19 protein-coding genes and 1 pseudogene are annotated in these 26310 nt (G+C 63.4%); 11 read left to right on the forward strand and 9 right to left on the reverse strand.

Annotated elements, in window-relative coordinates:
* Positions 1–20 precede the first annotated feature (20 nt).
* The 4 genes from BMW76_RS12255 to BMW76_RS12270 all read left to right on the forward strand — a co-directional run bounded on the left by BMW76_RS12255 (position 21) and on the right by BMW76_RS12270 (position 3129).
* Complete coding sequence (locus BMW76_RS12255) at positions 21–263, forward strand: hypothetical protein (RefSeq protein ID WP_090865389.1); 243 nt, start codon at positions 21–23, stop codon at positions 261–263.
* A gap of 202 nt (positions 264–465) precedes the next feature.
* Positions 466–723, forward strand: a complete 258-nt coding sequence (locus BMW76_RS12260) for a hypothetical protein (protein WP_090865390.1) — start codon at positions 466–468, stop codon at positions 721–723.
* 159 nt (positions 724–882) lie between these two features.
* Positions 883–1767, forward strand: a complete 885-nt coding sequence (gene ppk2 / locus BMW76_RS12265; protein WP_090865391.1) for a polyphosphate kinase 2 — start codon at positions 883–885, stop codon at positions 1765–1767.
* Between the two features lie 15 nt (positions 1768–1782).
* Positions 1783–3129 carry a TAXI family TRAP transporter solute-binding subunit gene (locus BMW76_RS12270; protein WP_090865392.1) on the forward strand — a complete coding sequence of 449 codons (1347 nt, stop codon included), beginning with the start codon at positions 1783–1785 and terminating at the stop codon, positions 3127–3129.
* Positions 3130–3147: 18 nt separating this feature from the next.
* On the opposite strand, the gene BMW76_RS12275 is transcribed toward BMW76_RS12270, so the two are convergent.
* The 4 genes from BMW76_RS12275 to BMW76_RS12290 all read right to left on the reverse strand — a co-directional run bounded on the left by BMW76_RS12275 (position 3148) and on the right by BMW76_RS12290 (position 9445).
* The gene (locus BMW76_RS12275; RefSeq protein WP_245763193.1) at positions 3148–3741 is read right to left on the reverse strand and encodes a recombinase family protein; all 594 of its coding nucleotides are present in this window, start codon (positions 3739–3741) and stop codon (positions 3148–3150) included.
* Between the two features lie 43 nt (positions 3742–3784).
* On the reverse strand, positions 3785–4375 hold the full coding sequence (locus BMW76_RS12280; RefSeq protein ID WP_090865394.1) for a hypothetical protein: 591 nt from the start codon (positions 4373–4375) through the stop codon (positions 3785–3787).
* Between the two features lie 56 nt (positions 4376–4431).
* Positions 4432–8514, reverse strand: a complete 4083-nt coding sequence (locus BMW76_RS12285; RefSeq protein ID WP_090865395.1) for a CheR family methyltransferase — start codon at positions 8512–8514, stop codon at positions 4432–4434.
* Positions 8515–8755: 241 nt separating this feature from the next.
* Positions 8756–9445 carry a chemotaxis protein CheB gene (locus BMW76_RS12290; RefSeq protein WP_090865396.1) on the reverse strand — a complete coding sequence of 230 codons (690 nt, stop codon included), beginning with the start codon at positions 9443–9445 and terminating at the stop codon, positions 8756–8758.
* A gap of 164 nt (positions 9446–9609) precedes the next feature.
* On the opposite strand from BMW76_RS12290, the gene BMW76_RS12295 reads away from it, so the two are divergent.
* Both BMW76_RS12295 and BMW76_RS12300 read left to right on the forward strand, forming a co-directional pair.
* Entirely contained in the window at positions 9610–10065 is a 456-nt protein-coding gene (locus tag BMW76_RS12295) for a hypothetical protein (protein ID WP_090865397.1), read from the forward strand.
* 890 nt (positions 10066–10955) lie between these two features.
* Positions 10956–12206: a phosphatidylserine decarboxylase family protein gene (locus BMW76_RS12300; RefSeq protein WP_090865463.1), complete on the forward strand. Its 1251-nt coding sequence runs from the start codon at positions 10956–10958 to the stop codon at positions 12204–12206.
* A 152-nt stretch (positions 12207–12358) separates the two neighbouring features.
* On the opposite strand, the gene BMW76_RS12305 is transcribed toward BMW76_RS12300, so the two are convergent.
* Positions 12359–12631, reverse strand: coding sequence for a hypothetical protein (locus tag BMW76_RS12305; RefSeq protein ID WP_322789265.1), 273 nt, complete (start codon positions 12629–12631; stop codon positions 12359–12361).
* Positions 12632–12932: 301 nt separating this feature from the next.
* Here BMW76_RS12305 and BMW76_RS12310 point away from each other — a divergent pair, with 301 nt between their 5' ends.
* Both BMW76_RS12310 and BMW76_RS12315 read left to right on the forward strand, forming a co-directional pair.
* Positions 12933–13367, forward strand: a complete 435-nt coding sequence (locus BMW76_RS12310; protein WP_407668943.1) for a phage holin family protein — start codon at positions 12933–12935, stop codon at positions 13365–13367.
* Entirely contained in the window at positions 13364–13678 is a 315-nt protein-coding gene (locus BMW76_RS12315; protein ID WP_090865400.1) for a hypothetical protein, read from the forward strand. Before BMW76_RS12310 ends, BMW76_RS12315 begins: the two co-directional genes overlap by 4 nt.
* A gap of 69 nt (positions 13679–13747) precedes the next feature.
* Here BMW76_RS12315 and BMW76_RS12320 read toward each other — a convergent pair whose 3' ends face one another.
* The 4 genes from BMW76_RS12320 to BMW76_RS12335 all read right to left on the reverse strand — a co-directional run bounded on the left by BMW76_RS12320 (position 13748) and on the right by BMW76_RS12335 (position 19789).
* Positions 13748–13957 (reverse strand): MARCKS-like protein, encoded by a 210-nt coding sequence (locus BMW76_RS12320; RefSeq protein ID WP_090865401.1) that lies wholly within the window; start codon positions 13955–13957, stop codon positions 13748–13750.
* Between the two features lie 462 nt (positions 13958–14419).
* Positions 14420–15616: an amidohydrolase family protein gene (locus BMW76_RS12325; RefSeq protein WP_090865402.1), complete on the reverse strand. Its 1197-nt coding sequence runs from the start codon at positions 15614–15616 to the stop codon at positions 14420–14422.
* Positions 15617–15791: 175 nt separating this feature from the next.
* Positions 15792–17390: a murein transglycosylase A gene (gene mltA / locus BMW76_RS12330; protein WP_245763194.1), complete on the reverse strand. Its 1599-nt coding sequence runs from the start codon at positions 17388–17390 to the stop codon at positions 15792–15794.
* Between the two features lie 326 nt (positions 17391–17716).
* Positions 17717–19789, reverse strand: a complete 2073-nt coding sequence (locus BMW76_RS12335) for a serine/threonine-protein kinase (protein ID WP_090865404.1) — start codon at positions 19787–19789, stop codon at positions 17717–17719.
* A 455-nt stretch (positions 19790–20244) separates the two neighbouring features.
* On the opposite strand from BMW76_RS12335, the gene BMW76_RS12340 reads away from it, so the two are divergent.
* From BMW76_RS12340 to BMW76_RS42790, 3 genes and pseudogenes are all read left to right on the forward strand, one after another.
* A complete protein-coding gene (locus tag BMW76_RS12340) occupies positions 20245–22341 on the forward strand; it encodes a CHAT domain-containing protein (RefSeq protein WP_245763195.1) in 2097 nt (698 codons plus the stop codon).
* An 8-nt stretch (positions 22342–22349) separates the two neighbouring features.
* Positions 22350–24029: a ShlB/FhaC/HecB family hemolysin secretion/activation protein gene (locus BMW76_RS12345; protein WP_090865406.1), complete on the forward strand. Its 1680-nt coding sequence runs from the start codon at positions 22350–22352 to the stop codon at positions 24027–24029.
* A gap of 24 nt (positions 24030–24053) precedes the next feature.
* A pseudogene (locus BMW76_RS42790) lies at positions 24054–24932 on the forward strand (two-partner secretion domain-containing protein); the annotation flags it as partial.
* Positions 24933–26310: the final 1378 nt, after the last annotated feature.

A 26310-nucleotide genomic window follows, 5' to 3' on the forward strand; every position in this document is an offset into this window, starting at 1 on the left:
AGCCGGCAGCGGAGGAGACCATGAACCGATTCGATCTGGCTGTACGGGCAGTCGCGGCAAGCGCCGCCGCTTCATTTACCGTTTCGTTTGCCGTTTTGTTTACTGCGGCGCCCGCCGCCGTCGCGCAGCCGGCCGCAACGAAGCAGATGCAGGACGCGCAACGCAAGGCAGAGCAAAAGGCGCGCGAAGCAAGGAAGCAAGCCGGGCAACAGCAAGCAGAACCTCAACAGCACCAGAAAGACAAGCCCGCTTCCGCGCCTTGAGAAATAGCGCGTTGCAATTTTCGATTTGATCGCTGTCGCCGTTTCGCATTTCGCAGCATCGATTCATCTTTCTGAACGGACGCAATGCGTTTTCGCGCTGGCATTTGCCGCGCGCGAGCGCACAATAAGATCATTGAGTGCGTCATGTCGTGCAGCGCATCGTCGAAGTGATGAGCCGACTGTCCAAAAGGAGAAAATTGCTATGGCTGAACTATGGGTAGGCAATGTCGAAGACAGCACGACGGATGAGGAAATCAAGACCTTTCTTTGCCACTACGGGTTTCCGCCTTTCGATACGATTCAGCGCGTCGAAGGAACGGGCGAGCATCCTGCCGTCGTGCTCGGTTTCAACGACATAGCTTCGCACGTGCTGCAGAGTCTGCAGCCACGCGTGCACAACATGTTCTGGAAGAGCCGTACGCTGGTGGTGCAGGTCGTGCCCGGGCGCGACGAGACCTGAAGACGTTTCCGGCCGCATGGCATCGCGCAGTGCTGCGCGTGCGGGCAGCTTCGCGGCTGCGTCGTGCACGGCTGTGCAAACGGCTTCGACGGCCAATGCGGCGCGTTCGTCAACAACCAGTCAGCAACCATTTTGCGTGGCAGTCACGGGAGATCAACGATGGCTGAGATGAGGAATGACAAGACAAGGAATGACAGAAACGGCGCGAATGGCAAGCACGGCGCGAATGGCAGGCACGCCGAAAAAGCTCTCGAAGCGCTGGCGGCGCACGGGCGCCTGAAGAACAGGCAATATGAAAAAGAACTCGCGTTGCTTCACATCGAACTGGTGAAGCTTCAGGAGTGGGTCGTGCAAACGGGCGCGAAAGTGTGCGTGATCTTCGAAGGGCGCGACAGTGCTGGCAAGGGCGGAACGATCAAGGCGATCACCGAGCGCGTGAGTCCGCGAGTTTTCCGCGTCATCGCGCTGCCCGCGCCGACCGACCGCGAGAAGACGCAGATGTATATCCAGCGCTATCTTCCGCATTTACCGGCTGCCGGCGAGATCGTTCTTTTCGATCGAAGCTGGTACAACCGCGCGGGCGTCGAGCGCGTAATGGGCTTTTGCACGGAAGAGCAGGTGGAGCACTTCTTCAAGGCGGTGCCGCTCATCGAGCACGCAATCATCGGCTCGGGCATCATTCTTCTGAAGTACTGGCTCGAAGTCAGCGAGGAAGAGCAGACGCGACGGCTCCAGGCGCGTATCACCGACGAGCGGAAGACATGGAAACTCACGCCGATGGATTTGCGCTCGTATAGCCGCTGGTATGACTATTCGCGCGCGCGGGACGACATGTTCGCCGCCACCGATACCGAGCAGGCACCCTGGCACGTCGTCCGATCGGACGACAAGAAACGCGCACGCCTGAACCTGATCACGCATCTGCTGAACAGCGTTCCGTACAAGACGATGCCGCGCGAGAAGGTGAAGTTGCCGAAGCGGCAAAAGCCCGAAGGTTATCGGGAATCGAACCGGCCACTTCGATACGTTCCCGAAAAGTACTGAAACCCTGCAGGGACGATGCGAAGGGACAACCCAGCGCTCTATCGTAGCCAGAAGACGCCCGTCACGCCGCGGCGCCGGCGTCTTCTGATCCTCGGTGCGATCGTCGTGCTGATCGCGCTGGGCTGGGTGCTGTTCACGATCATCGAGCCGGCATTTCAGACGCGAATCGTCATCACGACAGGCGCGGATAAAGGCATTTATCGCGGCTTTGCAGACCGGTATGCGCCCGTCCTCAAACGCGACGGCGTCACACTCGATATACGCAGTTCTTCAGGTTCCGTCGAAAACTACCAGCGGTTGAGAGATCCCAATAGCGAGTACGAGGTGGGCTTTATTCAATCGGGCACCACCGCGCCGCAGGAGACGGACGGCTTGCAGACGATCGCCGCGGTTTCGTATGAACCGATCTGGGTGTTCTATCGCGGCGACGCCGTCGTCAACCGACTCGTGCAACTGCGCGGCAAGCGGATCGGCATCGGCGTGCCCGGCAGCGGGCTCCTGCATGTGTCGCTCGTGCTGCTCGGCTATAGCGGGATCGATCGCGACAATACGCAACTGGTCGAAACCGATGCGGAGAAAGCGTATCGCTGTCTCGAAGACGGCTGTCTCGATGCCGCATTTTTTATCGGCAGACCGGATGCGCCGATGCAGAAAACGCTGCTGAACAGCGACCTGAAACTCATGAGTTTTGCCCAGGCGGACGCACTGGTGCAGAAGTTCCCGTCGCTTTCGAAGGTGACGTTCCCGCGCGGGTCGACCAGCATCGTGAACGACCGCCCGCAGAACGATGTCACGTTGCTGGCCGCGACGGCGCTGCTCGTCGCAAAGGACACGTTGCATCCGGCACTCGTCTATCTGCTGCTCGATGCCGCCAAGACCGTTCACTCTGGCGAAGACTACTTCACGCCGCTCGGCGCGTTTCCCAATCTGAATACCGACGAGTTTCCTCTTTCCAGCGAAAGCGAACGTTATTTCAAATCGGGGCGTCCCTTTCTTCAGCGCTATCTTCCGTTCTGGCTGGCGAGCTTTATCGAAAGACGCCTGCTTATTCTTTTGCCGTTCATGGCGGTGCTCATTGGCGTCGTGCAGGCATTGCCGCGAATGGTCGAGACGCGGATAAAGAACCGCTTTATCGTCTGGTATCGCGAACTCAAATCGCTGGAAGACGAAATATGGAAAACCGCGCAGCCGTCGAATGATCTCATTGCACAATGGCGTCATGAAATCGAGAACATCGACGCGCAGGCAAGCCAGATACGCGTGCCGACACGTTATCTGCATGATGTCTATGCGCTCAAGCAGGCCATCAGCGTCGTGCGTCAACGCATTGCGATGGCGGCAGCGAAGCTGAACGAGCGCTAGTTCAGCGATAATTCAGCGCTATGCAGCCGCCGGCGCGGAAGACGCGTCGCGTATCCGCATGATGGTTTGACGCGAGGTGCCGAATTTGCGCGCGACCTCGCTGACGGACAGCCCTTTGTCGAGCGAGCGCATGACGCGCGCTCTGTCGGTGCGCGAGAGCGACGCGGGGCGGCCAGTATGCCGTCCGCTTTCCTGCGCGAATTGCAGGCTCTTCCTGCTTCGCTGGCTTCTGGTCGCGATCTCCATCTGCACGATGGCGCGCAGCGTTTTGACGGCTTGCGGTTCGGGGTGGGCCGTCAGATCCATGCTGCCGAGTTCGACGCATCGCACGGACACCTTCGCGCTGCGGCATCGCGTCAATGTCGCGAGTACATCTCGCGCACTGCATCCCAGCGCGGAGAGCTTCAGTACCACGAGCAAGTCATCGCGGGCGATGCGTCTAAGCAAAACATTCAGTTGTGGTCGGTCTGCTGCGGGAAAGTACTGCGGCACGTCGTCGATTGCGACACGATTGAGCGCGACGGTATAGCCGGCCTTGTCGATCTGGATCAGCTCGTGTTCGGGAGTGTGGCTGTCGCTCGCGCCGTTGATGTAGAAGTACGTTTGTCGCAAGTGTTGTCTCCGGGAAAGCATTGAAGGGGGATGCGTGCCGCCGTCAGATCTCGAACAGGATGGCCTGAACGATCGTATCGATCGAAGCCGGCTTTACAAGAACGGTATCGAAGCCGATGTACTCGCCGTGTTCGAGCCCTTCCGGAACCATCGCGATGATGCGGATCGACGGGTCCGTTTTGAGTTGGCCGATCGCGAGCAGCGAAGCCTCATCGAGCTTCCTTTCCACGTCGACGAGGAAGGCCGTGGCAGGTCCGTGCGAAGCGGCATCGGAGAGGCGCTCCGTCGGCAGCACAGTTGTCTTGAATCCTCGCAGGCGCAATAGCAGCGCAATCGACTCACCGACGTGCGAATTGGCGTGGACGATCGCAATGCTCTTGCCCGCGTGCTGCGTCGGGTTCTCGACGATTGCGGCGCTACGCAACACCGCTTCGCAGCTCAGCCACAACAGCCGCGCCTCCTCATAGGCATGCAGCGCAGTCCGCTTCGTCGTTTCGTCGGCGAACGGATTGGCGGAGAGCGCCCGGACGCGCGCATCCGCTTCCTCCAGTCGCCTGACGGCTTCGTCGAATTGAGCCTTCGCGTTGTTGCCGGGATTGTCGAAACTGTCCATGATTTCCCGCTTCGCTTCCATCGCCCGATGCTTCTTCAAAGCTCACGGCATTCGCGTCGCTCGTGCTGATGTGCGCTCTATTTGCGCAGACGCGAGAACACAGTGAGCAGATCTTCCAGCAGCACCGGCTTCTTCATGTGCGCATCGAAGCCGGCATTTTCTGCCTGGCTGACATCGTCCTCCTCGCCAAAGCCGCTCAACGCAATGCAGATCACGGATTTCATCGACGGTTCCTGCCGCAGCTTGCCGACGAATTCGAGTCCGCTCATGCCCGGCATGCCGATATCGGACAGCACGACGTCGGGCACCTGGCCGTCGAGCAACGTCAATGCCTCTTCGCCGCTGGTGGCCGTCCGAACGACGGCGCCCTCGCTTTCCAGAAGCAGCTTGAACGTTTCCACCGTCGCCGCGTCGTCGTCGACCATCAGGATCTGCATGCCTTGCAGCGACTGGAGCGCGCCGCCGCTGTCCGCGTTCACATGCGCAAGCGAGCCGTGCGTCGGAAGCGTGACCGTGAACGTAGCGCCCTTGCCGACGCCTTCCGATTCCGCCCGCACGGCGCCGCCATGCAGGTTCACGAGATCCTTGACGAGCGCGAGGCCGATGCCGAGGCCGGCGCGGCGCGTGGTGGGGTCGCGGCTCTGCTGGAACATGTCGAAGATGTGCGGCAGCAGCGCAGGCTCGATGCCGCTGCCCGTATCGGACACGCGAAGCACCGCCTCCGCATGTTCGTTCACCTTCAGCGACACATTCACCGATCCGTGACTGGTGAACTTCAGCGCATTGCTGATCAGGTTCCAGACGATCTGTTCGATGCGCGTGAGATCCGCGTGAATGATGACGGGCGTCTCCGTCATCGAGACATTGAGCGCGAGGCCGCGATGTTTCGCGTCGTCCTGCACGGCATTGCTCACGCGCTGCACGATCTCGCGCATGTCGACGGCCGTGCGCACCACCGACAGCTTGCCCGTGCGCACACGCGAGATGTCGAGCAGATCGTCGATGATCTGCGCCTGGCCGATCACGGTGCGCCGGATCGTATCGGTTGCACGCGAGATGTTGAGGCTTTGCCGCGTTTCCGGTGCGCGCGCAATCAGTTCCGCGCTCGCCGAGATCAGGTTGAGAGGATGCTTGAGTTCGTGCGAGACCACCGCGAGAAACTCATCGCGCCGCCGTTGCGCGTCTCGCTCGCTGGTTTCGCGAGTCGTCTGGACCTGCACGCCGCGGCCGGCCGTCCCCGCCTCGACGGATTCGCCGAGATCGCGCGCGATCTTCGCAAAGCCGCTCACGCCAGGCTCGTCCAGACGCGACAGCACGCCGCTCGCAAAGAAACGCGTGCCGTCCTTGCGCGTATGCCAACGCTCTTCATTGGTGCGTCCATGCAGGCGCGCTTCGGCGAATTCGCGCTGGGCAACGTTATTGGCGCGGTCTTCTTCGGTCGAAAGAATGTCGGCGGACTGCCCGATTGCTTCCGCTTCCGCGTATCCGAAGATCCGTTCCGCGCCCGCATTCCAGCTGGTGATGATGCCGTCGTCGTCGAACGTGATGATCGCGTAGTCCTTCGTGCCGTCGGCGACGATGCGCATCCGGCGTTCGCCTTCGCGCAGCCGGTCCTCCGCCTGACGGCGGCCCGTGATGTCGATGAACGACAGCACCGCGCCGTCGATGCGGTCCTCCGTCGTGCGATACGGCACGAAGCGCGCGAGATACCAGCGGCCATCGTTGCTCTTCAGCTCGCGCTCGATGAGGCGCAGCGAGTCGAATGCTTCGGCGGCGTCGTCGGCGAGCTTGTCGTATTCGAGCCGGTGCGTGATGTCGAGCAGCGAGCGGCCGATGTCCGAAGGAATGATGCTGAACACGTCCGTCGCGCGCGGCGTATAGCGCTTGATGCAGATATTGCGGTCGACGAAGATCGTGCCGATGTCGTTCGCCGCGATCAGGTTCTGCAAGTCGTCGTTGATCTTGCCGGTTTCCTCGACCTTCGATTTCAGCTCGGCGTTCACGGTCGTCAGCTCTTCGTTGATCGACTGCAATTCTTCCTTGCTGGTTTCCAGTTCTTCCGTCGCCGAACGCAGCTCTTCGTTGATTGCCTGCAACTCTTCGTTGGAGGCTTTCAGTTCTTCCGTCGATGTTTCCGATTGCTCGATGGTCGACTGAAGCTGTTCTTTCGTGCGCTGCAATTCGCGTTCGAGCTGGGTGATGATCGGGTCCTTCTGCGCATCGGCCGACGAAGTTTCCGCGCCACCCATGCTGTCCTCGACTTCATCGAACAGCACCAGTACGAAATCCGCATTCGCTTCCGCATCGTGCACAGGGCGCGCCGTCATGTTGACGAAATACGAACGCCCGTCGCGCTCGATCCGCACGCGCCGCGCTTCGACGCTTCGATTCGTGTGCAACGCCTGATAGATCGCGGTGCGCAGTTCGAGCCGCAGTTCGGGACGCACGACGGCGACGATGTTGTGCGACGGCTCGCCACCCGAGTACTGCAAGAAGCGGCCCGCGCGATCGGACAGATGCACGATCTCCGAATCGCGGCTGACGAGCACGCTAGGCGGCGCATATTGCTCGACGAGCCGCTGATGCAGGTCGCCGAACGAAAAGCGGCGGCGTCCCGGCGGCTGCACGGTGGCGACGACAGGGCGCGTGCTCATCGTGCCGGAGATCGCAACGGGCATGGGCGCGTCGCCGCGCACGGCCATGTTCGCGCGGTAGATGCGGTTGCGCTTGTCGACGACGCTGAACATCGAGCTGACGCTATCGGCAGATTCGGAACTGCCGAGAAAGAGCACGCCGCCTGGACGCAGCGCGAAATGGAACATCCTGAGGATTTCCATCTGCGCCTCGCGATCCAGATAGATCAGCAGATTGCGGCAGCAGATCAGATCGAGCCGGGAGAAGGGCGGATCGCTCAGCACGTTGTGATGCGCGAACAGCATATGCTCGCGCAATTCCTTCTTCACACGATAATGCGCGGCGTCCTTCGAAAAGAACTGGCGCACGCGGGCGGGCGTCACGTCGGCGAGAATCGAGTCGGGATAAAGGCCGGCGCGCGCGAAGGAGATCGCGCGCTCGTCGATGTCGGTCGCGAACACCTGGAACGAGATGCCTTCCGACGACTTCAGCGAGCGCTCCTGCAGCAGCATCGCGAGCGAATAGGCTTCCTCGCCTGTCGCGCAGCCGACCGACCACACGCGGATGCGATCCTGCTCGCCGCGGCCTTCGAAAAGCTGCGGCAGCACTTCGCGCTCCAGCACATCGAACGCTTCCTTGTCGCGGAAGAAGTTCGTGACGCTGATCAGCATGTCCTGCAACAACGCCTGCGTTTCTTCGGGATGCAGATGCAAATGGTCGCGATACGCGGGCAGATCGACGATGCCGTTGACCTGCAGCCGGCGCTCGATCCGGCGCAACACTGTCGCCCGCTTGTAATGGCGGAAATCGTGCGCGGTGCGCGTGCGCAGGATGATCATGATTTCGCGCAATGCGCGCTCGGCCGTCTCGTCTGAAAGATCTTCTGCGCGCTCTTCGCTTTCGACAACGGGTAGATGAATTTCCCGCGCTGTCGACCACAGATCCATCAGCCGTTGCGGCATCTCCGCAGCCGTCAGCACGAAGTCGACCATGCCCGTGGCAATCGCGCTTCGCGGCATGCTGTCGTATTCGGCTTCCGACGGGTCTTGCGCGAGCGTGATGCCGCCCATTTCCTTGACTCTCGACAGCCCGACGGAACCATCCGAACCCGCGCCGGACATCACGATGCCGATCGCGCGTTCGCGATGGGCTTCCGCGAGCGTGCGGAAGAACAGATCGATTGCGGCCCTGCGTCCATCCTGGGGCCGGTTGGGCGCGACGCGCAGAAAGTCGTCGACCATGGTCAGTTCGAGCGACGGCGCGATCAGATACACATGATCGGGCTGAATGGGTGTCGCGCTCGTCACCTCCGCCACGGGCATGTCGGTCGCCTTCTGGAGCAACGACGCGAGGTTGCTTTCGTGATCCGGCGCCAGATGGACGACCACCACGAACGCCATCGACGTATGCGCCGGCAACGCTTCGAAGAATTCCAGCAGGGCTCCCAATCCACCCGCCGATGCACCGATACCGACGATCGGATAGTTTGCCTGGCTCGGTATGGTCTGTGCCCGTCTCTTAGGCATGGCTGCGTGTCCTGTTCGAAGAATGATAGTGTCGCCCGAGACCCGGTCCGGGCGGCAATGCGGACCTCTCCCGCATTGCGTCTACGCAAACCACTATTATCCGCTCTGGAACATAGACTGCAAAAGTCCTGCCGCTTCTTTTGCGTCGCGCGTTGCGTCTGTCTTTCCTGCCTTTGTGCGCCGTATCGCCGATGTCCGCTGAAATGCCCCGGAATGCCCTGAAACGTCCGTCACACGCGCCTCATCGCGATGGCGACGCTCTCCGGCCCCGCGCGCCGGAGGGCGTCGTGCCGGGAAACCGCGCGCGCGGTGGGGTCGCGTCGCGTTCGACGGCGTCGCGCGGCGCGGCCTCGTCTGTGGCGCGCGCGTCGCGTTTGCCGTCGATGAGTTCGATCAGCCGGCGCGGCAGGCCGGCGAGAGGCAGGATGTCGTCCGCGAAGGGCGACGCGTGCAACGGCATGCCTCGCGCGAACGCGTCTGCGGGGTCCTGGACAATCGTCGCGCCGCCGCACGTCTGGATCGCCTCGAGGCCGGCCGCGCCGTCGTCCAGCAGGCCCGTCAGGATCACGCCGATCACGCGCGGGCCCATCTCGGCGGCAGCGCTGCGAAAGAGCGGGTCGATGGCGGGTCGTGCAAAATTTTCCTTCGCACCATGTACGAGCCGCAGCCGGCTCCCTTCGACAATCAGATGCTGATCGGGCGGCGCCACGTAGATTCTGCCGCACGCGTACGTTTCGCCGTCCGCCGCATGGACGGCGTGCAGCGGGCCAGCCATGTTCAAAAGCGAGGGGAGGATGCTGCCGTGGGTGCCCACGTGCAGCACGATTGCGATGGCCGCCCGCAGATCATGCGGAAGCCTGGACACAACGGCGCGAAGAGCATCGACCCCGCCCGATGATGTGCCTATCGCAATGAAATCCCGGCGGGTCAAGGTCGCTCCAGTATGCCCAATTGGTATTTTGTAGCAATTGCTGTGCCGCGCCGTCCGGTTGTGCTGGAAGCGGGCCGTTCTCGGGAGCGGCACATAGGCTGTGCGAATACTTTTGATGCCCGGCTATAATCGCGCTCGAATGTGACCTGAGAAGAAACTTACACGTGAAAAAGATCGCCGCCTTCGCACTCGTCGCGCTTGCACTCGCTGGTTGCTCGTCCCCGGAAAAGCAGCAGAAGCAGGCCCAGGAGTTCATCCATAACGAAACCAGCCTCGCCGATGCACAGCGCAATGCGGTGGTCGACTGCGCGCCCGCGCAGTGCGACGCCGCCTGGGCCGCGACGAAGCGCTACATCCAGCAGCATTCCGACACGCCCGTGACCCGCGCGGACGCCGTCGCAATCGAGACCGACGTGCCCTACGATTCAGGCAAGGCCGCGTTGTCCGCGACGCGAGTCGCGAAAGCCGATGGCGCGACGCTCACGCTCTTTGCGCAATGCCGTGGAATGTACGGGCCGGACAAGGCGAAAGGCGAAGACTACGACGAGTGCGCCGAGAAGATCCTCAAAACGCAAAACGGTTATGTGGCGTTTCTCAGGACACATGCGTCGGGTCAGTAAGCTGTCATCGTCTCCAGGTACCGTACTGCTCGCTTTAGCTGAACGATGCCCGCTCGCTGCTGCGGTGGCGTCGCGTTCGAGCCGGGTGGATCTACGCGGCCTGATTTCGACTTGCCCGGCGACTATGAAAGCCATAACGGCAATATTTCATTTCGGCGCACTGAACGGTCGCTCGACGGCTGGACCTGGCAATTGCCCGTCAACGCGATAGGCAGCGTCGGCGGCGCACGTCATGTCGGGGCTTATCGGCGAGTATCGAACGTTATTAACGTCATATTGTTTTAATACCCGATGTGACGATGTCTCGACCTCGGAGCCGGATGGCGTCGGCAGTGCCGGGATGACCAACGTGTCCGTTAGGCTTCTATTACGTACAGCATCGCCGTATTGGATTTGCGCGCGATCGTGTGTAGGCTGATATCAGCAGATCGGCACCCTCGCTGCTCTGTGGCGGAGGACGGAGAGAGCCCTCCGTACCCGCCTATGACGGCGGCCAACGTTGACCAGGCGTTGGCCGCCGATTTTTATTGCATTCGCTCGCAGTGCTGCGTGTTTCAGTTTCCCGGCGCCGCAATTCATTCCGTTTTGGCGTGAAGTCATGTGCGCCCGACCACCAAGAGAACGGTCCGAGTCCAAAAACGATATATACCGTTTCGCCGTCACGATTCAACAGCGTGGCAATACCATCGATGCGCGGCTCGATCGTCGCTCACCAATAGACACGCACTCGTCGTCCGCAAAAAATACATAGCGATCCTGTCTATAGGAAGCGCTTTGCAAGCCGCACGCCGCGCGATTTTCCTTGAAAATTGGGCACGCTTGATGCTCGCCGCTACGCGAACGCGTGCCGCGCGACATCGCGCAACGATCGGGACAAGGAGCATTTGCCCATGAATGACGGCAACAAAGGACCACTTATCGAGCGACGCAGACTGGGCGGCTGGATGCCCGAGAAGGAACAGATCGCCGCGGCGTTCCGGCAAGACCTCGCAGCGAAAGCGCGCGAACGCGCATCGCGGACGCCGCTGTCGAGCGTCGTGTGTGACCTTGCGCAACTGGTTCACGGCGACGCGGTGCTGCGGATGAACCTCTCGCGCGCGATCGGCGAGGCGCTGGAAGCCGGCTATGAACTCGGCTATCGCTCGATCGACGAACTGTTCCCGATCATCGATTACATCACGTCGTATGTGCCGCCCTTCAGCGAGACGGCGCCCGTGATGACGCCGCTCAATGCAGTGCTGGACTGGCCCATGTGCATGCCTTCCGGGTACGCAGTCTTTCGCGATCCTGCATTCAATGCGCAGCTTCGGCGCGTGCTGACGTACTGGTGCAGTTTCCTGACGGGGCCGCACTCGCGCTCGCATCTGAACGCGAATGAACCGGATGGCTGGTTCTGCGAGAAGGCGCAGCAGAAGATGGGCCTCTCGCAGTTTGTCTGCTCGCCGGGCACGCCATACTGGGGCTTTACATCGTGGAATGATTTCTTTACCCGCCGCTTTCGCGAGGGCATGCGCCCGATCGCCGACCCGGACAATCACAAGATTATCGTGAGCGCATGCGAAGCATCGCCGTTCAACGTACGCACGGACATCAAGGAAACGGACGAGTTCTGGATCAAGGAGCAGCCCTATTCACTGCTCGACATGCTCACGGAAGGCGAGCGCGAACTGGCGCGGCGCTTCGTCGGCGGCTCGATCTACCAGGGGTATCTCAGCGCATCCAACTATCACCGCTGGCATGCGCCTGTCGCCGGGCGCGTGGTCAAGGCATACAACGTGGACGGCACCTACTATTCGGACGCCGAGGCGGAAGGCGAAGACCCGGGCGGCCTCAACGACTCGCAAGGCTACACGACAGCGGTAGCGGCGCGCGCGATCATCGTGATCGACGCCGACGACGCTTCAATCGGCGAGATCGCGTGCGTGTTCGTCGGCATGGCCGAGGTTTCCTCGTGCCAGGTCACGGTACGGCCGGGACAGCGCGTCGCCAAAGGCGATGAGCTCGGCTTCTTCCAGTATGGCGGCAGCACTTTTTGCCTGTTGTTTCGCGCGGGCGTCATCGGGACGTTTTGCCCGAAACCGCCTTACCACGACGACGTGCCGCCACTGCACGTGAATGCGCATCTGGCAACGGCGCGCTAGCGGGGCTCGTTGGTCGAAGGCAGAGCCGTCATCATTGCGTATGCGCATGCAGAACATTCGATCGCCGTCGCGTCATCGACGCGAGCGGCTACCGGCGATCAATCTTTCGGTTGTCAATCGGGTTGTCAATCGGGGGTTGTCAATCGGGGTTGTCAATCGTTATCCCACTGCCCATGATGTTCGCGGCCTCTGTGCCAACCATTGCCATGCCACTGGCCATAGCCATAGACGGGTGGCGCCTGATAGATGACGGGCGGTGGCGCCGACTGATAGGTACCCGGCGGTCCATAGGTGCCGGGAGCGCCATAAGAGGGCTGGTAGATGACGGACGGAGGAGGCGTAGCCACTGGCCCCGGCACACCGAGACCATGATAGACACCCACGTTCGCCTGGGCAGAAGCCGACACGGGTGTACAGACGGCCACTGCGACTGCAAAAAGCAGAGAGATCGGGTACTTCATGATCAACTTCCTTTTCAACTTGCTTGTGGCGCACGAATTCGGCTAAACAGTTCGGCTAAACACAACTGTAAGGCAACGGTTTACAGAATAGTCGCCGTCGCCGTGGGTAAGTGAAACCGTTGCCGCTCAACTTGTAACGGTCAGTAACTCGGCCGAGCCCGCAACTTTGCGCACCACATATAGCTCGGCCCAATGGTCCCGCATGCGCGGCGAGTCTGCGCAGAGGGCATAAATCGTGCGCTACTTTTTGTCCATGCACGCGCCGTTGAACGCAGCACGCCCGGTCCGTGAATCACCTGAAAGAGAAACAACAAGGGACAGCACGATGTCGATTCATTCCACAGTCACCCGCTGGCGCAATGTCAGCTACTTTTGCGCGAGGCGCTTCGCCGATTATGGTGAACTGTTCTCGATTGAACTTCAGCAGACTCGCAGAAGTCTCGTTCGCGAATTGATCGCGTTCGTGGCGCTTGCCGTCGCCGGACTGTTCACGCTGTCGTTCTTTTCCATCGCAATCATCGCGAGCGCTTGGGGCACACCGTATTTTCTCGCGGTCGTCTGGGGCGTGGCGGGTGCGTGGTTATTGCTGTCGCTCATTTCGTTCGCCGCGCTACGTGCACAGGAACCCGCCCGCCCGTTTCGGGTGCTCGAAGAAGAAGTGCGCCGCGATCTCGAAACGATCAGGGAGTCACTGAAATGAAGGGGCAAACGCATTCGGCACGCTGGGCCGACGTGGACACTGCCGAGAAACAGATGCTCACGCGGATGGCCACGTCACGCACTCAACTGCTTGCTGCACAAGCCGCAACGCGAAGCGGGGAGCAGACACGCAAGCCGTCGCTTTTCTTTCGCGCGCAGGAACTGGTTGCGACGGCCCCGAATATCACGCTGCTCACGGTGATCGTTGCGAGCGCCGCGATCATCGGACCCCGCAAGATGACATCGCTCGTCGTGCGTAACGGGCTCGCAGGCTGGATCGGCAAGTCGGTGCGGCGTCTTGCAGAGCGGTAGCCGCGCGGGCGCGTCGTTCTCAATCGACAGCTATTCGATGAGCGCGATGCCGTTGCCGCGCGGTGCGTGTCAGTCGTTCGAACGCTGCCGGTCGCGGTCGCTTTGTGTGCCCGGCGGCGTCGCCGGCTTTGTGTCGGGCTTCGCGGTCGTCGTAGCCGACTCCGAAGGCCCGCGCTGCGGATTGCGCTGTTCATCTGGGCTGATGGGAACGTGTTCGGTGTGGCCCGGAACGGGCTGCTGTTCGACGTGCTCTTCATTGTTCGACTGTCTGGCGGTCATCGCGATCTCCTGTCGATTCGCATTTCATCGCAATGCTGCATGCCGCATGCCTCGACATTCTGCGAGACGAACAGAAGCGCGACTCGCGTCGACACGCCGTGCGTGATTGCGATCAGGGTCCGAAGAACGTGTCGCAGAAATGGCCCGGCGTCTGGCATGCGGCGGACTGAGAGGCAGGCGGGACAGCGTTGGGCGACATCGATATCGAACAGCCGGTCATCACGAACAAAGCTGCCGTGCAGATGCCTGCGCGCACGCATGCGCAGATGGTTTTGCTGTTATTGCCTAGGCGTCGCGCCGCGCGATATGTCACGACGTCCGTCGACAACGCTTGCTTGTACAAAGACATAGTGGAGGTAAAGGTTTCGTGTTGCGCAATCGCTTGCTGGAAGCTCCCAGCTGTTTGGTTCGCGCGACGCGTCAAACGTTCAAACGCGGAATCAGCCCAGGAGCCCGATGCGATTACAACGCATCGGTCAGTTCGCCATCGCGCGCGACGATGCGTCCGTTGGCAATGACGAGCTTGCGCTTCGGCCGTGACACCACCGCGTGCGCGACGGTTTCCGCTTCCACCAGCACGAGGTCCGCGCGCGCGCCGACGCGCAAGCCGTAGTCGGCGAAACCGCATCCTCGCGCGGCCGCATCGCTCACGCAGTCGAACGCGATCGCGAGATCGTCGTCGCGGCGCAAGTCGTAGCGCAGCCCGATCAGCATCGCGCGTTCGAGCATATCCGGCACACCGTACGGCGACCACGTGTCGCGTATGCCATCATTGCCGCCGAACATCGTGATGCCTTTGCTCCTGCATGTGATCAGCGGCGGGACGGGGCACGAAGCGGGCGCGCTCGTGACAATGGCCACGCGCAGATGCGCAATCCGTTCGAGCAGCGCGTCGCGTTCGCGCTCCGGCAACGCGCCAAGACAAAACGCGTGGCTCACGACCACCTGTCCCTGCATGCCCATTGCGTCGACGCGATCGAGCAGCAGCTTCAGCGTAAATGCGCCGACTTCGCCCGGCTCGTGAAGGTGAATATCGATCGGCTTGCGATAGCGTTCGGCCAACTCGAAAGTCGCATTCAGCGATGCGACGGGATCGCCGTCGATCAATGCGGGATCGAGTGCACCGAGCACATCGGCGCCTTCGGCGAGCGCGCCGCCGAGCAACTCGACCGTGCCGGGGCGGACCAGCATGCCCGACTGCGGAAACGCGACGATCTGCATGTCCAGCACGGCACGCATCGTCTGCCGCGTTCGGAGCACGCCTTCGAGGTAGCGCAGACCTGCATCGGTATCGACATCGACGTGTGTGCGCAATCGCGTCGTCCCGGCCTGCACGAATGCGCGCGACAACGCGAGCGACTGCGCGGCTGCATCGTGGCCCGATGCCTTGCGCCATTCGCGCTCGTTGTCGATGCGGTCGATGAGCCGAGGCCCGACCTCGTTGCGATACCACGATCGGCCCCAGTTGCTCTTGTCGACGTGCGTGTGTCCCTCGACGAAGCCTGGCAGCAGCAACGCGCCGCCGCCGTTTTCAATGGGCACGCCGGGTTGCGCGACGGCTTGCGGTCCGAGCGCATCGATGCGGCCATCGGCAACCGATACGGAAATCCGTTGGCCATCGGCCAGCCGGACGTTGGAGAGATGAAGAGAGCGAGTCATGTTTGTCGTGCCGGTTCGACCGATGTGGTGACGTGAGGATGCAGCGTGCCGCGCAGTGTGCCGTTTAGCGGCGCTGATCACAACAAGACTACCGCATTGGCGAACAGCGTGACGAGGCCGTTATCGATGGATGTGAAGACAAAAGGGTGCGCTCGGTACGTCGCGGCCGTCGCGCTCACGGCGTATCGTCGACGCACAAATCGGGATCGCTGACGAGGCAATCCGCATTCGATACTGCCGGCGCGCCGCCTCGCGTTTTCAGCGTCGCCTCCTGCGCGGCGATATGCAGCCCTTTCGGCAACAGCACCCACATGCGAATGCGTTCCTTCGTCCTGCTCGCCTGCGCCTGTGCACTCTGACCGAAGCCGTAGAAGTAGTCCGCTCGCACCGCTCCCTGGATCGCGCCGCCCGAGTCTTGCGCCATCATCAAGCGGTCGATTGCACCGGGCGTCTGCGGATCGTCCTGCGTCGACACGAACACAGGCGCGCCGAGCGGCGTCGTGCGTGGATCGACGGCGACCGAGCGGCCAGCCGACAGCGGCACACCGAGCGCGCCAAGCGGTCCGTCGGGCGAATCCGGGATGCGCCGGAAGAAGACATAGCTCGGGTCCGACATCGCGAACACGCGCTTGACGGATGCGGTTGCTTGCCCTGTCGTTGCCGCCTTTGCTGTGGATGCCACAGCACTACCCGGCTTCGAAGCCGAAGGACTGACAGCCGGCGTGACAGCGCCACCGCTTTGCGGCGTCGCTGCAGCGAGCTTGAAGCCGCGCAGCAGCGGCGACACGGGTTCGTCGTCGTCCTGCGCGCGTGCCGATGTCGAGGTCACACCGCCTGTTGCATCGCCCGGTGTTTGCACGTCAGCGTCAGCGGTGCTGGTTGCGCCACTCGACGTTTCATCGACGACGTCGATCTCCACGTCCAGTCCGCGCACGGTGATCCGCTGCCCGCTGCCGCCGCCCGCACGCGCGACAGGCGGCACGAACGGGCGGCCGTTCTGCTCGGCATAGGCGAAGCGGCGCACGGTGCCATCGGGCATGCGCACTTTCCCCGCGCCTTGTACCTGCATCGAGTAGAGCATCGCCGGGTCGTCGACGTACGCGAGAATCGGCGCCTTGAGCGCGCCGCGCTCGATCTCGGCGCGCGTGTAGTACGGCACGATGCGCTCGCGATCGAGCCGCAGACGGATCTTCTTGTCGCGTATGTCGGGCACGCTGTCGCGCAGATCGAGCACGTAGACACCCTTGATGCTGCCCGCCGCACTATCGGTGACGGGAACGACCGTGCGCCCTTCGATGCGAGCCGCGCTCACGGCCCCGCGTGCACGCTCCGGCAGACGTCGCGCGTCGAGATACAGCATGTCGTCGGGCGTGCCGTAGACCGGGTAGAGAAAGGCGCCGCCGTATTGCGGGCTGCCGTTCAATAGCGGCTCGTAGTAGCCGGTCAGCGTGCCTTCGCCGCTCTTGTCCATATTGCGGATCTGATAGGCGTTGAAGTACGTCTCGAAGAAAATCCGGATCGCGGCGACATTGCGCGCATCCACCGAGCGCGACGCGATGCAGGCAGCCGACCATCCGGCGCGCGAGCCGAGCACCGCGCAACTGCGCTTGAACGCGTCCCACGAATTGCCGAGATTGTCGGTGCTCCAGCCGGGCAGGTCGGCGAAACGGGTCGGCGCATAGTAAGCGTGGCGCGTGGAGAAGGCGGCGCTCGTGCTCGCGTTTGCGTTTGCGTTCGCGACTATTGCCGACGTCGCGGATGTGGTTGGCATCATGCCCGAGGCGGCGGGCTCGGAAACAGCTGCCTGCGGCGTCGCATTGGGCTTCGTGGAAGGCGCGCTGGCGGCAGCCAAGGGCGACGAAACCTCAACCGCTGACTTCGGCAATGACTGAGCCGAAGATTGCGCCGAAGATTGCACCGAAGATTGCGCCGAAGATTGCGCCGAAGATTGCGCCGATCGTTGCGCCGCTGCGCCGAATGTCATCGTCGTGGCCGGCTGGTTGCTCGCGCAACCGGCGCATATCACTGCCACGCCGAGCATCGCATACAGGCTCTGCATGCCAACTCCTTCCCCGCGTTCGCGGACCTTCGCGTCGTCCGCTATGTCGACGGACTGACGACGTCGATCGTGAAAGTTGCTGCGCCGAATGTATCCGGGCAATCGGTTGCGCTAGCCGCGCAACGCGCCTGACCGGCGAATGGCGAGTAGCTGGCGGTGCGGCGCACGGCTGCCGCGCGCTGTGCCTGCTCGGGGAATTCGGCGAAGACGGATTCGCCGTGCAGGCCGCCATCGGAGAAGTCTCGCTGCGTCGGCGACACCAGCACGAGAAAGCGATTCGGGCCCGCCGGCGCGCCCGCCGTCATCGGCCAACTCGCGCGCGGCAGTGAGATCGACTGGCCGGCCGCGATCGTGTTGTTCTTGTCGAGTCCGTTCGGAAACAGCATCAGATATTGCCCGGCTGGGTCGACCATGAACACGTACACATAGCCCGCCCGATTGCTGCTGATCCTGAATTGCAGACGATCCTTGTTGATCCGCGCAGTGCCGCTGCGTGAGGTTGCCGTGACGCGAATCGACGGATCGGAAAGCGTGGCGATCCGTTCGAGTTCGCCGCCGGGCGTATAAGGCGGAAGCGGGACTGCCGCGGCCCGGGTCGTGTCTGGCGCTGCATTGCCGCTTGCGCGCGCACTTACGCTCGCGGTCGCGTTCGATGTCGATGCAGACGCAGTCGTGCTGGACGCCGCTTGTGCTTGCGTCGGTAGAGTGGGCGCCGCATGACTGCTGCTTGCCGCACGAGCCATGTCAGTATGGCCTGCAGAACCGGCAGTAGCAGTAGCACTGGGACGGGCGGAGGGCGTCGTCGGTGGTGCGGGACGCATCGCATACCAGCCGCCTAACGCGGCGAGCCCGACAACCGCAACGGCGCCGATTGCTATCGCCGCTGAACGCCCGCTCTTCGCATGCGGTTGCGCGTCGGCCACTGAACGTGCAGAAGCAGGCGAACTGGAGACGCCCGAGTCCGCTCGCTCGTTCCCCTCAGAACGAGCGGCAGAAGTCGCGCCTGCCTCGCGAGATTCGACAGCGCCAACCGAAGCAGCCGCAGCGACACGCGACGCAGCCGAAGCAAGCGCATCGTCGCGCGAGTCGTGCTCGCCGCCCAGTGCGAGGCCCAACCCGGTCGCGAACGTCTGCACGTTTTGCGGCCGCTCTTCGGGCCGCACCGCGAGCGCGTGATCGATCGTCTGTGCGAATGCGGGCGAGTAGCGGTCCGCGGCAAGCGTCGCGAGCGGCACATAGCTGTCGCTCATCATGCGGCCCACGGAAGGCGGTGGCGTCTTGCCCACGATCGCGAAGTAGACGACGGCGGCGAGCGCGTAGATGTCCGTCCACGGACCCTGCTTGAGCGTTGGGACTTCCGCATACTGTTCGATGGGCGCGTAGCCGGGTTTCAGGATCACGGTCAGCGCCTGCGTCATGTCGCCGATCACGCGTCGTGCCGCGCCGAAGTCGAGCAGCAGCGGCCGGCCGCTGCCCTTGAGCAGCAGGATATTGTCGGGCGCGATGTCGCGGTGGTAGCACTGCGCGGCGTGCATCACCCCGAGCGCGCTGACAAGCGGCGTCAGCAGCGCGCGCAGCCACGCTTCGTCGGGCGGCGAACGCATCGCGCGAAGCGTGTCGCGCAGGGTCACGCCTTCGTAATACGGCATCACCATGTAGGCGGTGCCGTTCGCTTCCCAGAACCGGTAGACCTTGACGAGCGAATGATGATCGAACTGCGCGAGCAGCCGCGCTTCGTTGACGAAGCTCCTCAGCCCCGCACGAAACGTTTCTTCGTGACGCTCCGAGCGCACCGTGACTTCGGCATTGTTGCCGCGCGACGCGAGTGCCGCGGGCATGTACTCCTTGAGCGCGACATTGCGGCCCAGTTGCGTGTCGTAAGCGAGGTAGACGATGCCAAAGCCGCCTTCGCCGATCAATCCCTTGATCTCGAACTCGGCGACGCGCGTGCCGATCGCCAACGCGTGATGCGAGTCGATGCTCGCGGCCGATGACGTCGCAGGACGGCTGTCGGAAGCGGGCGCTTGCGACACGATTACCGTCTTGTCATCGGGACTTGTCATCGGGTCGGGATGCTCATGTGAGTCCAGCCGCGCGGCGCTGCGAACACGCATGCGCCATCCTCACGCACACGCGCGTGTACTTACAAGACGAATGACATGACCGATTTTGAAGGCGGCTGATGAAGCCTCTTCGTCGAGGCCGCGTCGTGTCGCGCGATGCCGCCGCGCCTCTCGCGCGCCGGCGGCTTTCAAAATAGCGCCGCATGATTCGTCTAGTTCTGTGTAGTTGGAGGTCTCCGCGCGGCGCTCACGTCGCATGCCTGCGCTCTCAGTCACAACGGCTCTCCAGTCAGTCGCGTCCCAGGACCGTCCCGTAGGAAGGCGATGTGAACGAACTCAGAAGAATCCGGCGATCCTGGAGGGCGTGCGACGCCTCGCGAGCGGTGCCGTGCGTGGCTATGGCTATGTGCACGGGCAGGTCCGATGCGAAGCCTCGCATCGCGCGCTCGCGCGTCATAGGATTGAGCGAGTGCATTGCTGCGCTCTCCGTCTGCGTGACTCTCGTCGTGAGCGCACCTGCATGCGCCGCGGGCGCTGTATCTTCGAGCTCCGTTGCACCGGGCCTCGCGCCCGAATCATCCGGCTTTCGCCAGGCCGCCGAGCGCGAACGCGACGCCGAAACACTGCAGACGCTAACAGCCGAAGGGCGCTTGCTGCTGTCGCGCGATCACGTCACGCTGCCTGCCTACGACTATTGCAGCATGGCGGTGTCGGCGGCCGAGCGCGGCGACTTCCGCGACAGCGTCGAGGCGGCCGCGCGCGCGCTCGTGATGGCGCAGCGCACCGACAACGCCGATCTTGCCGCGCTCTCGAAGCGCGATCTCGCCATCGCGTACAGCTACGCGGGTGATCTCGCCGACGCCGAAAAGTACGCGCAGGAAGCCCTTGCATCGACGCCCAAAGCGCCGGAGCAGGTGTTCGCGCCCGCGAACAAGGTGCTCGGCGATGTCGCGCTGCGGCGAGGCCATCCGCAGGATGCGCTCGCTGCGTACAACCGCGCACTGGAAACGGCGTCGCAACGCTACAGGCCATTGGTACTGCTGTCGATCACGAACGCGCAGATCGCCGCAGGCGACACAGAGGGCGCGCGCAAAACATTCGATTCCGCGAGTCCTCCGCCGACAGCCGAACTCGCGCCCGCATACCGTCGCATCGAAGGCAATCTGCTGCTGGCCGAAGGCAAGCCGGAAGACGCGCGCAATGCATTCAACGCGCTCCTGAAGGAGAGCAGCTCGAACGATGCGAACTACGACCGGCTGTGGGCGCACGAGGGGATCGGCCGCGCCGATCTCGTGCTCGGCGACAAAGGCAGGGCGCGCGAAGCCTATCTGCTTGCCGTCGACGATTCGGAAAAGATCCGCGCGCGTTTTCGCAGCGACGAGTTCAAGACGGGACTCTTCGGCGACACGCAATCGGTGTTCGAAAAGGCGATCGCGCTGACCGTCGAAGTCGGCGATTATGCATCGGCATGGAGCCTGTCCGAGCGCAGCCGCGCACGCGCGCTGCTGGACGTCGTACGCAATCGCGTCGACGCGGGCGTCGACGATCGTCAGCTGAACGGCGACGTGCCCGGTCTCGATGTGGTGCGCAATGCGCTGAAGCCGAACGAAGCGATCGTCGAATATCACAGCCTCGACAAGTCGATCGTCGTCTGGGTGATCCGCAACGAAGGGCTCAAGGGCTATACGCTGCCGATCGCGCGCGCCGACATGGATGCCGCCGTCACCGACATTCGCAACGCGATCGTGCGCCGACGGCCAGCCGCGATCACGTATGGCGACAAGCTCTACGCGCTGCTGATCGCGCCACTCGGGCTGCGCGAGAACGAACGGCTGATCATCGTGCCGCACGGCGCGCTTCACTATCTGCCGTTTCAGGCGCTGCACGGTCCCGATGGTTTTCTGATCCAGCGTCATTCCATTGCGCTCGAACCGTCGGCAAGCGTCGCGGTGCAACTCGAAGCACGCGAGCGGCAAGTCGCGAGCAATCTCGTCGCGTTCGGCAATCCGACGATCGCGCCCGCGTATGCGCTGCCGGGCGCCGAAGCCGAAGTGCGCGGCATCGCGCCGCTCTTCGCGCGCAACGAAGTATTCCTGCAAGCGAGCGCAACGCGCGTGAGCTTTCGCGACAATGCGCCCGCTGGCCGCGTCCTGCATGTGGCCACGCACGCCGAAGCGGACACGATCGACCCCCTGCATTCGCGCATCCTGCTCGCGCCCGCGACGCTGCCCGCCGATGGCCCCGACTCGCTGCTCGCGAAGGACATCTACAACCTGAAGCTCAACAACGTATCGCTTGTCACGTTGTCCGCGTGCGAGACCGGGCTGGGCCGGATCGCGCGCGGCGACGAAATACTCGGCTTCACGCGCGCGTTCTTCTATGCGGGCGCGAGCAGCCTGATTGTGTCGATGTGGCCCGTGGCCGACGAATCGAGCGCGCTGACGATGCGCACCTTCTATTCGCAACTCGCTGACGGCCAAGAGGCGATCGACGCGATGCGGACGGCACAACTCACGGTCATGCAGAACCCGCGCTTTGCGCATCCGTTCTTCTGGGCACCGTTCGACCTGATGGGAGGTTGGCGCCTGAGCATCGCGCGCTAAGAACAATAATGAAGACACCACTTCGACTGATCGCCGCGGCATTGGCCTGCAGCGGAACATTCGCGTGGGGCGAGACGCTGCCGAATGCGGGCAGCATTCTCCAGCAGACGGCGCCCCGCGAGACGCGCCCCGCGCCGCCGGGCGGCGGCGAGGCGCTGCCCGGCGTGCCGCCGGCGACGCCGCCTCCCGTCGCGGCGCCCGGTCCGACGTTCACGCTCAAGGGCATCACGTTCAAGGGCAACGATACGATTTCCTCCGACGAGCTGCTTGCGCCCGTGCGCGACCAGATCGGCAAGCAGATCGGCTTCGCGGATCTCGAAGCGATCGCGGCCAAGGTCACGCAGGTGTATCGCGCGCGCGGCTATCTGCTGGCTCAGGTGGTGATTCCGCAGCAGGACGTCAGCGCGGGGACGGTCGAGTTCACCGTGCTCGAAGGGCGCGTGGGCCATGTGCGGCTCGATATCGCGGCAGGCACGCCCGTCCGCGAGAGCCTGATACGCGAGCGCGTCGCGCAGATTCCCGTCGGCAAGCCGTTGCAGCAGCACGATATCGAACGCACGATGCTGCTGCTGTCCGACTTGCCGGGCATCCAGGTGACGTCAGCGATCGAGACGGGCGCGGAGCCGGGCACGGTCGATCTGAGCATCAGCGTCTCGCCCGCCAAACGCTGGACCTTCGCCGTCGACGTCGACAACTATGGCGCGCCCGAAAGCGGAACGTGGCGCCTGGGCGCATTGGCGCGGCTCAACTCGCCGTTCATGATCGGCGACAACCTGGACTTGCGCCTGCTCGGCAGCGAACGGCTCGACACCGTCTATGGCCGCGCCGGCTACGAGGCACCCGTCAATGCGTATGGCACGCGCGTCGGTGTCGCCGTGTCGCGGCTCAACTATGCGCTCGGAAAGGAGTTCGCGTCGCTCGACGCGCAGGGTGAGGCGACCGTCGTCGACCTGACGCTCACGCATCCGCTCGTGCGCACCCGCAGCCAGAACCTGCTCGCGCGCGTCAACCTCGAGTATCGCGATCTGATCGACAACGTGGGCGTCGTCGATTCGCACAATCCGCGTTCGCTGATCGAAGGCAGCGTCGGCCTGAGCTACGAAAGCCGCGATACGTTGCTCGGCGGCGGCTTCAATAGCGCGGACGTGGAGCTGCTGATCGGCAGCGTTCATTTCAGGAATGCGCAGGCCGAGACAATCGATGCGTCGGCGTTCGGCCGCAACACGCAAGGCAACGAAATGCGCGCGACCTTTTTCGCGAACCGGCTGAATGCGGTGACGGAGCGCGTCAGCATGTTCGCGGGCATTTCCGGCCAGTGGGCGGCCACGACGCTCGACAACTCGTCGCGCTTCCTGCTCGGCGGGCCGCACGCGGTGCGCGCGTATTCGCCGTCCGAGGCGCTCGTCGACGAAGGGTTCGTGGCGACTGTCGAAGGGCGTTACGCGATCACGTCGAAAGCGACGGTGTTCGGTTTCTTCGATTTCGGCACCGGCTGGTACAACGCGAACGCGCGGCCGAACCAGGGGACGAACGTGATCACGAGAAGCGGCCTGGGCCTCGGCGCGTTCTGGTCGGCGCCGGGCGGCATCGCGGTGCAGGGCACCGTCGCGTGGCGCACGACGGGCTCCGATACGACGGGCAACGACAAGGTGCCGCGCTTATACGTGCAGTTGACGAAGACGTTCTAGTGGGCCATCGGCCTGAGGTGTGCGATGAACAAGCCCTGTAGTGTGCGATCGGATGTGCGGCCGGGTGTGGGTCCGGGCGCGCGTTCGCTACGCGCCGGCACGATCGCCAGCGCGGTGACTGCGCTGTTCGCCGCGTCGTGCGGACCGGCGGCGCTTGCGAATCCGACGGGTGCGCAAGTGGTGTCGGGAACGGTGAGCGTCGCGGTGCCCGGCGCGGGGCAAATGAACATCACGCAATCGTCGCCGAAGGCGATCGTCAACTGGAACACGTTTTCGATCGGCGCGAGCGAGGGCGTGAAGATCGTGCAGCCATCGGCGAGCGCGGCCTTGCTCAACCGCGTGATGGGCAACGATGCGAGCGTGATCGCGGGACGCCTGCAGGCAAACGGCAAAGTGTTCCTCGTCAATCCCGCCGGTGTGATCTTTGCGCCCGGCTCGTCGGTGAACGTCGGCTCGCTGGTCGCGTCGACGCTCAACATCTCGAACGCCGATTTCCTCGTGGGCAACTACCGTTTCGTCGGCGCATCGGCGGCGCCTGTCAGCAACGCCGGCACGCTCACGGCGGGATCGGGCGGCACGATCGCGCTGCTCGGCGGGACGGTCAGCAATACAGGTACGGTCAGCGCGCGTCTCGGCACGGTCGCGCTCGGCGCGGGCAGCGACATCACCGTGGACTTCGCCGGCGACGGCTTGACCACGCTGAAGATCAACGCAGGCGCAGCCCGCGCGCTGATCGGCAACACCGGGACGCTCGCGGCCGACGGCGGCACCGTGCTCATGAGCGCGCAGACAGCCGATGCGCTCGCGGGCACCGTGATCAATCAGCAGGGCATCGTGCGCGCGCAGAGCGTTGCCGAGCGCAACGGACGCATCGTGCTGGACGGCGGCACGAACGGCGTCGTGATGGCGGGCGGGACGCTCGATGCAACGGGCGGCGCGGGCCTGACGGGTGGCCGCGTGGACGTGACGGGTTATGACGTCGCACTGCCCGACGGGGCGCGTGTCGATGCAAGCGGCGCGGCGGGCGGCGGCACGGTGCGCTTTGGCGGCGGCGCAGCAGGCGGCGATGCCGACATTCGCAATGCGAACGCGATCTGGATGTCGCCGGGCGCGAGCATTCACGCCGACGCATCGCAGAGCGGCAACGGCGGCCATGTCGTCGCGTACAGCGCGACGACGAGCCGCATTTACGGCACGCTATCGGCGAAGGGCGGCGCACAGGGCGGCAACGGCGGACTGATCGAGACGTCGGGCCATTATCTCGACACAGCCGGTGTGAAGATCGACGCGTCGGCTGTTAAAGGGCGGGCCGGCACGTGGCTGCTCGATCCATTCGATGTATTCATTCAGCCGGACCCGATCGGACTTGCTGCTATCACGGCGGCTGCCGCGCCGGGCAGCACGACGACGTTCGCGGCAACGAGTGACAACAGCGTCGTGTTCCGTTCCGACATCGAGACGCCGCTTGGCAACGGCACGTCTGTCACGATCACGACGGGAACGGGCGGCGCGCAAGCGGGCAATATCTCCATCCAGACGCGGATCACGAAGACGGCGCTATCGCCCGCAGGCAACAACGCGACGACGCTCACATTCAGCGCGGCCGGCTCGATCACGGATAACGGACAGGACATCACATCGCAGGCGGGCCCGCTCAATCTCGTATTCGATGCGAACGTGGGCGGCGCGACGCCCGCGAATTCGGTGAGGCTCACCAACGTTGCAATCGATACCAACGGCGGATCGTTGACGATCGGCGACGCCGGCCAGAGCGCGGTGATCATCAACAACTCGACGGTGCATACGGAAGCGGGCGCGATCACTATCACGGGCGCGGCGGAACCGGAATTCCACGGCATCGCGATCGGCTATTCGCTGCTCGCCACGACGAGCGGCAACGTGACGCTCGCTGGTTCGAGCACGTTCGGCAATGGCATCGACGTGCAGCAGGGCGCGATCGAGACCGCGAGCGGCGCGATTTCGCTCAGCGGCAGCGGCAGCGCGGGCCTGTTCGGCGGCAGCGCTTTCGGCGTGAACATCTCGGGCGGACCGTACGCGCAGCTCAATCCGGACGAATCGACGACGCTGATTCCGAACATCGACGCGACGGGCAGCGGCACGGTCACGATCAACGGCGTCATCACGGGCAGCACGAGCGGCTCCGGCGTGAACCTCAACAATGCGCAACTCGCGGCGGCGACAGGCAATGTCGCGCTGACGGGTTCTGCGGACGTCACCAATCAGGGCGCGGGCGTCACGCTGCAAAGCGCGACGATCAGTA

This window comes from Paraburkholderia diazotrophica (assembly GCF_900108945.1).
GTDB lineage: Bacteria > Pseudomonadota > Gammaproteobacteria > Burkholderiales > Burkholderiaceae > Paraburkholderia > Paraburkholderia diazotrophica.